The organism is Anaerolineae bacterium (assembly GCA_014360855.1).
GTDB lineage: Bacteria > Chloroflexota > Anaerolineae > JACIWP01 > JACIWP01 > JACIWP01.
The window spans coordinates 1-8,223 of record JACIWP010000134.1; the positions used below are offsets into that span (position 1 = coordinate 1).

Annotated in this window: 9 protein-coding genes; 1 reads left to right on the forward strand and 8 read right to left on the reverse strand. The window is 66.3% G+C overall.

The window, feature by feature from the left end:
• Positions 1–350 precede the first annotated feature (350 nt).
• Complete coding sequence (locus H5T60_08555; protein ID MBC7242481.1) at positions 351–1,172, forward strand: sulfite exporter TauE/SafE family protein; 822 nt, start codon at positions 351–353, stop codon at positions 1,170–1,172.
• 8 nt (positions 1,173–1,180) lie between these two features.
• Here H5T60_08555 and H5T60_08560 read toward each other — a convergent pair whose 3' ends face one another.
• The 8 genes from H5T60_08560 to H5T60_08595 all read right to left on the reverse strand — a co-directional run.
• Positions 1,181–1,648 carry a Mut7-C RNAse domain-containing protein gene (locus tag H5T60_08560; protein MBC7242482.1) on the reverse strand — a complete coding sequence of 156 codons (468 nt, stop codon included), beginning with the start codon at positions 1,646–1,648 and terminating at the stop codon, positions 1,181–1,183.
• 62 nt (positions 1,649–1,710) lie between these two features.
• Positions 1,711–3,210 carry an amidase gene (locus tag H5T60_08565; GenBank protein ID MBC7242483.1) on the reverse strand — a complete coding sequence of 500 codons (1,500 nt, stop codon included), beginning with the start codon at positions 3,208–3,210 and terminating at the stop codon, positions 1,711–1,713.
• 309 nt (positions 3,211–3,519) lie between these two features.
• Positions 3,520–5,055 carry a bifunctional phosphoribosylaminoimidazolecarboxamide formyltransferase/IMP cyclohydrolase gene (gene purH, locus H5T60_08570; GenBank protein MBC7242484.1) on the reverse strand — a complete coding sequence of 512 codons (1,536 nt, stop codon included), beginning with the start codon at positions 5,053–5,055 and terminating at the stop codon, positions 3,520–3,522.
• Between the two features lie 38 nt (positions 5,056–5,093).
• A complete protein-coding gene (locus tag H5T60_08575; GenBank protein MBC7242485.1) occupies positions 5,094–5,708 on the reverse strand; it encodes a bifunctional phosphoribosyl-AMP cyclohydrolase/phosphoribosyl-ATP diphosphatase HisIE in 615 nt (204 codons plus the stop codon).
• A gap of 61 nt (positions 5,709–5,769) precedes the next feature.
• Positions 5,770–6,552 carry an imidazole glycerol phosphate synthase subunit HisF gene (gene hisF / locus H5T60_08580; GenBank protein ID MBC7242486.1) on the reverse strand — a complete coding sequence of 261 codons (783 nt, stop codon included), beginning with the start codon at positions 6,550–6,552 and terminating at the stop codon, positions 5,770–5,772.
• Between the two features lies 1 nt (position 6,553).
• Positions 6,554–7,306, reverse strand: a complete 753-nt coding sequence (gene hisA / locus H5T60_08585; GenBank protein MBC7242487.1) for a 1-(5-phosphoribosyl)-5-[(5-phosphoribosylamino)methylideneamino]imidazole-4-carboxamide isomerase — start codon at positions 7,304–7,306, stop codon at positions 6,554–6,556.
• Entirely contained in the window at positions 7,284–7,913 is a 630-nt protein-coding gene (gene hisH / locus H5T60_08590; protein ID MBC7242488.1) for an imidazole glycerol phosphate synthase subunit HisH, read from the reverse strand. The genes hisA and hisH overlap by 23 nt, the downstream gene beginning before the upstream one ends.
• Positions 7,910–8,223, reverse strand: a 314-nt coding sequence (locus tag H5T60_08595; protein MBC7242489.1) for an imidazoleglycerol-phosphate dehydratase, incomplete at its 5' end; no start/stop codon positions are given. The genes H5T60_08595 and hisH, both read right to left, overlap by 4 nt.

Here is an 8,223-nt window from a genome sequence, read left to right on the forward strand (position 1 = left end):
CACGTGCGATCTGTCGTTTGTCAGCTTCCGCGTTGGCCATTCCGCCGTGCTCCAAGGTATGGATGGCTCCATTATATGCCGGCGCGCGGCCAGGGCAAATAGGGGATGCCCCACCCCAGGCCTTTTCCCCCATGCGGGGAGGGGAGTGCCCCACCCCCGGCCCCTTCCCTCATGCGGGGAGGGGAGCGTCCCCACCCCCAACCCCTCCCCGTCTACAGGGAGGGGAGTTTATTGGCATGATACATCAAGTAAATATCATTGACTTATCCGTGATAATATGCTATAATTGCACCGGCTTTCACATTCTGGGCGGCCGCTGTGTGCCATTCGCAGAAAGGAGCAAGAACACCATGAGCAGTTCCCTTCCCACCCTCCTCGTCCTTACCCTCATTGGCTTTATCGCTCAAATGGTGGATGGCAGTCTGGGCATGGGCTACGGCGTGTTTTCCACTACGCTGTTGGTGGCCGCCGGCCTGATGCCGGCTGTCGCCAGCGCCTCGGTCCACACCGCTGAGGTCGTGAGCACCCTGGTCTCCGGCATCTCTCACCACAGCCTGGGCAATGTGGACTGGAAGCTGGCCCTGCCGCTTTCCATCAGCGGCATTATCGGTGGGGTTGCCGGCGCGGTACTGCTCTCCAACCTGCCGGGCAGTCAGATCAAGCCGGTGGTCAGCGCCATCCTGATCCTGATGGGCATCCTGGTGGTGTGGCGCTTCGCCGTGAAGTACCGCGAGGATGCCCGTGCGGCGGCGGACCCGCCGGCGGTGGCCGAGGCGGCCGGCGCGAAGGCCGAAAAAATCCTCCCCACCTGGAGGATCGTCCTGGTGGGGCTGATTGCGGCGGCCTTCGATGCCTTCGGCGGCGGTGGCTGGGGTCCTATCACCACGCCGACCCTCATCCTCTCTCACAACGTACAGCCGCATCGGGTGGTGGGGTCGGTCAATGCCTCGGAGTTCTTCGTCACCCTGGCGATCTCCATCACCTTCCTCATTTCTCTTGGGGCAGAGCAGTTCGACTGGATCGTGGTAGCGTGTCTGCTGGTTGGAGGGGTGATCGCGGCGCCGCTGGCGGCCTGGCTGTGCAAAAAGATACCGCAGAAGTGGTTGGGCATCCTGATCGGATTACTGTTGATTGCGACCAACCTGCGCACGCTGATCCTGTCGCTGAAATAGGCGCCGGCTTACCGACGCCCTGATGCCGGCGGGGGGTGATGTGCCTCCCAGTAGGCGATGAACTCCTCGATGGTGCGCTGCATGCGGTCCCAGTGCGTGCCCTGCCAGTACACGCGCTGGCAGTCGGGGCAGAAGCGGAAGCGCTCATGGCGCACAAAGACATAGGGGGGCACTAATCCCCAGGCCTCACTGCGGAGCATGTCCTCGAGCGGGGTGTTGCACTCCAGACAGCGCGTCAGTGGTGCCGGCGGCGGGAGGGGCAGGTCCCTCAGCACCTGGCGAACCTGCTCCTCCCACCGCTGGCTGGTGATGTACAGCGTCTGCAGATTGCGCCGGCGCAGGAGCGCGGTGTCCCGGGTCAGCAGTACCCGCCCCTCGGCCCGGGCGATGCGCACCAGCGCATCATCATCGAGGGACGGGTCGTAGAGCACATCGTACCCCAGCGTCCTCAGCCACTGGGCCAGTGTTCCCAGCATCGCGTCTGCTATACAGCGCATATCCCCCATTCCCAGCCAGTGTTCAGGATTGCCGCGGCGTGTTACCCCGCGCAGACAGGCGGCCGGCGGTGGAACCAGGGGCGCGCCTGCTCAAGCTGTGCGGCCAGCCGAAACAGGGTCGCTTCATCGCCGTAGCGCCCGACGAAGTGCATGCCAATGGGCAGTCCCTCGGCGTTCCAGTACAGCGGCACCGACATGGCCGGCTGACCGGTGACGTTGAAGACCGGCGTGAAGGGGATGAAGGCGAAGACCTGCTCCGCCAGCGCCTCGATGCCGGCCAATGCGTTCAGCAGGGCGCCGGCGTTCAGCCGGCCCAGGAGTCTCAGCGCAAAGGCCTCGAATCCCTTCGGCTGAAGCGCGCCGGAGGGGAAGGGCGGCATGGCCAACGTCGGCGTTAACAGCACGTCATATTCCTGGAAGAATTGGGCCACCTGGCGGGCGAAGCGCTGAAGCGTCCGCACCGCCTGAGCGAATTCGCCGGAGGAAATCTGCCGGCCCAGCAGTCCCAGCGCCCAGGTGGAAGGCTCAAAGTCCTGGAACGTCGCCTTGCGCCCGACCAGCACCTCACCGTCCCGGATATCGGCCAGCGTCTCCCCGCATACCATGGTGAGAAAGGCGCGGGCGAAGGCTCTCCCATCCAATTGCGGCGCGGCCTCCTCCACATCATGGCCCAGATCCGCCAGCAGTTTGGCTGTCTCCTCGACGCCTTTCACACAGTCCGGATGCACGGTCGCCGGCAACAGCGGCTGGGTGGTGAAGGCGATGCGCAGGCGGCTGGGGTCCTTGCCCACCTCCTCGAGGAACGGGCGGGCCGGCGGTGGCGCGAAATAGGGCGCGCCCACATCCGGGCCGGCGGTGGCGTCCAGCATGGCGGCGCTGTCCCGCACAGAGAGGGTCAGCACATGGTCAATGGCCAGCCCCTGCCAGGCCTCGCCCAGGTCCGGGCCGATGGGGTTGCGGCCGCGCGTGGGCTTCAATCCGAACACCCCACAGCAGGAAGCCGGGATGCGGATGGAACCGCCGCCGTCGTTGCCGTGCGCCATGGGTACGATGCGGGCGGCCACGGCCGCGGCGGAACCGCCGCTGGAACCGCCGGCGGTGCGCGACAGGTCCCAGGGATTGTTGGTGGGGCCGAACAGCTCCGGCTCGGTGAAGGGGACGAGGCCGAATTCCGGCGCGTTGGTCTTGCCCATGATGATGACGCCGGCGGCCTTGTAGCGCCGCACCATCTCGCTGTCATGGTCGGGGACGAAGTCCTTGAAAAAGCGACTGCCACAGCGGGTGGGGACGCCGGCGTAATGCACCAGCAGGTCTTTCAGCAGGAAGGGCACGCCCTGGAACGGGCCGGCCGGCAGTTCTCCCTGGGCCTGCCGGCGCGCCAGGTCGTACATCGGGTGGATGACCGCATTCACCTGTGGGTTGACCTTCTCCGCCCGGGAGATTGCTTCCTCTACCAACTCCAGAGGGGTGACCTCTTTGCGGCGCACCAGCTCCGCCAGTCCCAACGCATCGTAGCGATCGTACTCCTTGAACCCTCCCATGGCGTTCCTCCTTTTGCACCTCGCTGTCGGCTGACGTCAGCGTCGGATAGCGGCCGGCAGGATATACGGATACTGCCGGCCGGTCAGGCGATGCAGTTCGCGATCCACCTTGCGAAACGCCAGGTACAGCCGCCATATCCAGGCATCCTCCTGGTAACCTTCTCGTCCGCGCCGGATGCGGCGGAAACGTTTCCTTCCATCCCCCTTCCCTCCTGTTGAAATCGGCAGGACGTGGAGATCTTGGCTATGATAACCCCACCGCCGGCGCAGTGGTGACAGGGATGATGGAGCGCGATGGAGCAGGATCGGCTAATGGCGGAAATGGCGCCGGCCCGTGAACACCAATGCCATGCCCAGTTCGTCGGCGGCGGCAATCACCTCGTCATCGCGCACCGATCCGCCTGGCTCGATGGCCGCCGTGGCGCCGGCCTCCGCGGCCAGGCGCAGGCCGTCAGCAAAGGGGAAAAAGGCGTCGGATGCCACCACACTGCCGCGAGCGCGCTCGCCGGCCTTGATGCTGGCGATGCGTACCGCATCCACCCGGCTCATCTGGCCGGCGCCGATGCCGACCGTGGCGCCCCCTTTGGCGAAGACGATGCTGTTGGATTTGACGTGTTTGGCCACTTTCCAGGCGAAGCGCAGGTCAGCCCATTCCGCCGGGGTAGGTTCGCGCCGGCTGACCACACGCCACTCCTCGCCTTCCCAACCCTCATCGCGGGTCTGCACCAGCAGGCCGCCGCGCACCGCCCGCATCTCGAAGCGGTCCTCCACCGGCTGGGAGACGTCCACGGCGATAAGCCGGCAGTTGGGGCGTGCTCTCAGCATCTCCAGGGCCGCCGGCGTGAAGGCCGGCGCGATCATCGCTTCCACAAACAAATCGCCCATGGCCTGTACGGTCTCCGCGTCCATGGGGCGGTTGACCGCGATGATGCCGCCGAAGGCGGAGACGGGGTCGCAGGCCAACGCAGCGCGGAACGCCTCTGCCAGGGTAGCTCCGACTGCCAGGCCGCAGGGGTTGGTGTGCTTGATGATGGCCGCGGCCGGCTCATCGAAATCGCTCGCCGCGCGCCAGGCAGCGTCCAGGTCCAGGATATTGTTGTATGAAAGCTCCTTGCCCTGAAGCTGTTGTCCGCCCAGCGGCAGGCTGTTCCCGCCCAGGCCGTACAGCGCGGCGGACTGGTGGGGGTTCTCGCCGTAGCGCAGGGTGCTGATGCGTTTCGCCGGCAGGGGGAACCGCTCGGGGAAAAGCTCTGACTCACCGAAGCGCAGGGCCAGGGTGCTGGCGATGGCGGCGTCGTAGCCGGCGGTGTGGCGGAACGCCTTCAGCGCTAGGCGCTGGCGCCGTTCCAGGGGGACCTCCCCGTACTGTTCCAGGTCCGACAGCACCGCCTCGTAATCGTCCGGGTCGCAGACTACCGTCACCGATTCGTAGTTCTTGGCGCCGGCGCGCAGGAGCGCCACCCCGCCGATGTCAATTTGCTCCACCAGCTCCTCGAGAGAAACGCCGGCGCGCGTCGCGGTCGCCTCAAAGGGGTACAGGTTGACCACCAGCATCTCGATGGGCACGATGCCCAGCGCCTGAAGCTCCGCCATATGGCCCGGATGCTGTCGGCGGGCCAGCAGTCCACCGTGAATATGCGGATGTAGGGTCTTGACCCGTCCCTCCAGGATCTCGGGAAAACCCGTCACGGATTCGACGCTGATGACCGGCAGGCCGGCGTCCCGCAGTGTTTGCGCCGTGCCTCCAGTGGACACCAGCTCGAAGCCGTGCGCCGCCAGCCCCTGGGCGAACGCCGGCAGGCCGCGCTTGTCCGACACGCTCAACAACGCCCTTCGGGTGACCATGCCGCTTCCTCCTCCTCAACATTGTCTGGTTCGGTGGTTCAGGGATGATATCGCTCGCGCAGGGCCGCGTCCACCTCCGCCCACTCGATATCATATGCCAGCAGAGCGACGTTAAGATGATACAGCAGATCGGCGACCTCTGCGATGAGACGCTCACGGGGTTCGTTCTGCGCGGCGATGATGATCTCGACGGCCTCCTCGCCGACTTTCTGCAGGATGCGGGCGGTGCCGGCCTGGAACAGCCGGCTGGTGTACGATGTTTCCTTGGGGTGAGCCTTGCGGCCGGCCAGCAGATCGTTCAGACGCTGGCGGAAGGGTTTGGCCTCTGCGTCGGTCTCCCCGTCCAGCCGGCGGTAGAAGCAGGTGCGGTGACCGGTGTGACAGGCCGGGCCGGCGGGGTCCACCAACAGGAGAAGCGTGTCCCCATCGCAGTCTATATGCACGGCGCGCACCCGCTGGACATGGCCGGAGCTTTCGCCCTTATGCCATAACGACTGCCGACTGCGGCTCCAGAAATAGGCTTCCCCGGTCTCCAGCGTGCGCTCCAGCGCCTCGCGGTTCATATAGGCCAGCATGAGCACCTGGCCGCTCAGGTCGTCCTGGACGATGGCCGGCACCAGCCCCCGCTCGTCCCAGCGAATCTGCCCTATCAGGGAAGCGGCTTCGGGTTCGGGCGTATCAGGGAGTGAAGGAGTAGAAGCGGACATGCTGGTATCACCTTTCCGGAAGCGGTTCTGTCAGCCGGACGGGCACGCCGCGCTCCGCCAGGTAGCGCTTGACCTGGCCGATGCTCAGGGTGCGGTAATGGAAAAGGGAGGCGGCCAGCGCGGCGTCGGCGCCGCCGGCGGTGAGCACCTCGTGAAAATGTTCGGGCCGGCCGGCGCCCCCCGAGGCGATCACCGGGATGGAGACTGCCTCTGTCACGGCGCGGGTCAGGGGCAAATCGTACCCGTCCTGTGTGCCGTCCGTGTCCATGCTGGTGAGCAGTATCTCGCCGGCGCCCAGACGCTCGGCCTGGCGCGCCCACGCCACGGCCTCCAGCTCCGTGCGCACCCGCCCGCCGTCAATGTATACATCCCAGCCGGAGCCGTCCGGCCGGCGTTTGCCGTCAATGGCCACGACGATGCACTGGGAGCCAAAGCGTCTGGCCCCTTCGGTGATGATGGAGGGATTGCGCACCGCCGCGCTATTGATGGAGATTTTATCGGCGCCGGCCATCAGGATGGCACGCATATCCTCCACCGTGCGGATGCCTCCCCCCACCGTCAGCGGGATGAAGACCACATCCGCCACCCGGCGCACCACATCGGCCATAATATCCCGCCGCTCTGGGGAGGCGGTGATGTCCAGGAAGACCAGTTCATCAGCCCCTTCCTGGTCATAGATCAGGGCCTGCTCCACCGGATCGCCGGCGTCGCGCAACTGCAGGAAATTGATGCCCTTCACCACGCGGCCGTCGCGCACGTCCAGGCAGGGGATAATGCGTTTGGCCAGCATGTCAATCCTCCAAACCAAGCCCCACGCGGATGGCCTGGGTCAGGTCGATCGCGCCGGTGTACAGCGCGCTCCCGATGATGGCGCCCTCGATCCCATCCCCTTCATGCTCCCGCAGGGCGCGCAGGTCGTCCAGGGAGGAGATGCCGCCGGAGGCGATGACCTTCAGGCCGGTCTGGCGGGCCAGCTCGGCGGTGGCCTCCACGTTGACGCCGGCCATGGTGCCGTCGCGGGCCACGTCGGTGTACAGACAGCGGATGACGCCGCGCTCCGCCATGCGCCGGCCCAGCTCCACCGGGCTGAAGGCCGAGGTCTTCTGCCAGCCGTGGGTCACCACCTTCCCCTCACGGGCATCCAGGCTGACCACGATGCGCTCCGCGCCGAACTCGCGCACGGCGCGCTCCACCAGCGCCGGCCGGCGCACCGCCGACGTGCCCAGCACCAGGCGGTCCACCCCCTTCTCGAACAGCATTTCCATGTCCTCCAGGGAGCGGATGCCCCCGCCAAACTGCACCCATACGTCCACCGCTTCCAGGATCTCCTCCAGGGCGCGCAGGTTCGGGGCATGGGCGGAGCCCAGCCGGCTGGTCAGCGCGCCGTCCAGGTTGACGACATGCAGCCAGAACGCGCCGGCCATCACCCAGCGGCGCGCCATCTCCGCCGGCTCCTCGCAGAACACCGTTTCTTTGCCCGGGTCCCCCTGAAAGAGGCGCACACAGCGGCCCTTCCGCAGGTCAATGGCGGGATACACGATCATCTTGCACCACCCATTCCACGAAATTACGCAGGATGCGCAGTCCCACTGCCTGGCTCTTCTCCGGGTGAAACTGCACCCCGAGCAGGTTTCCCCGCCCGACAATGGAGGCGTACGAGATACCGTACTCGGTGACAGCGAGGACATCGTCGGGGTCCGCCGGCTCCACGTAGTAGGAATGGACGAAGTAGGCGTACGCGCCGTCGGGGATGCCGGCCTGGAGCGGATTCGGCCGGCGCCAGAAGAGCTGGTTCCAGCCGATCTGCGGCACCTTCAGCCCGCCGGCAAAGCGCCGCACGCGTCCGCGCAGAAGGCCCAGGCCCCTATGTATCCCCATCTCCTCGCTTTCCTCGAACAACAACTGCATGCCCAGGCAAATGCCCAGCAGTGGCACGCCGGCCTCGACCGCCCGAGACAGCGGCTCCACGAATCCCGCCTCCTGCAGGTTGCGCATGCCGTCGCCGAAGGCGCCCACTCCCGGCAGGACGATGGCGCGCGCTCCCTCTAGCTCCGCCGGCGAGGAAATCAGCCGCACCGGCGCCCCCACGTGTTCAAAGGCCTTCTGCACACTACGCAGGTTGCCGATGCCGTAGTCCACAATAGCGATCATAGCACCCCCTTGGTGGAGGGGATGCCCGTGCGCCGCGGGTCCATCTCGACCGCCTGCCGCAGGGCACGTCCCAACGCCTTGAACAGCGCCTCCGCCCGATGATGATCGTTATTCCCGTACAGCACCCGGGCGTGCAGGGTCATGCGGGCATGGGTGGCCAGCGTCTCCAGGAAATGCGGGATCATCTCCGTGCTCAATGCGCCCACCGCCGGCCGCGCGAACGCGGCCTCAATGACCGCGTACGGCCGGCCGCTCAGGTCCACCGCCACGAACGCCAGCGCCTCATCCATGGGCACGTGCGCCTCGCCCA

Coding starts and splice junctions, on each gene's coding strand:
- H5T60_08555 (MBC7242481.1), top strand. CDS start 351: ATGAGCAGTTCCCTTCCCACCCTCCTCGTCCTTACCCTCATTGGCTTT.
- H5T60_08560 (MBC7242482.1), bottom strand. CDS start 1,648: ATGCTGGGAACACTGGCCCAGTGGCTGAGGACGCTGGGGTACGATGTG.
- H5T60_08565 (MBC7242483.1), bottom strand. CDS start 3,210: ATGGGAGGGTTCAAGGAGTACGATCGCTACGATGCGTTGGGACTGGCG.
- purH (MBC7242484.1), bottom strand. CDS start 5,055: ATGGTCACCCGAAGGGCGTTGTTGAGCGTGTCGGACAAGCGCGGCCTG.
- hisF (MBC7242486.1), bottom strand. CDS start 6,552: ATGCTGGCCAAACGCATTATCCCCTGCCTGGACGTGCGCGACGGCCGC.
- hisA (MBC7242487.1), bottom strand. CDS start 7,306: ATGATCGTGTATCCCGCCATTGACCTGCGGAAGGGCCGCTGTGTGCGC.
- hisH (MBC7242488.1), bottom strand. CDS start 7,913: ATGATCGCTATTGTGGACTACGGCATCGGCAACCTGCGTAGTGTGCAG.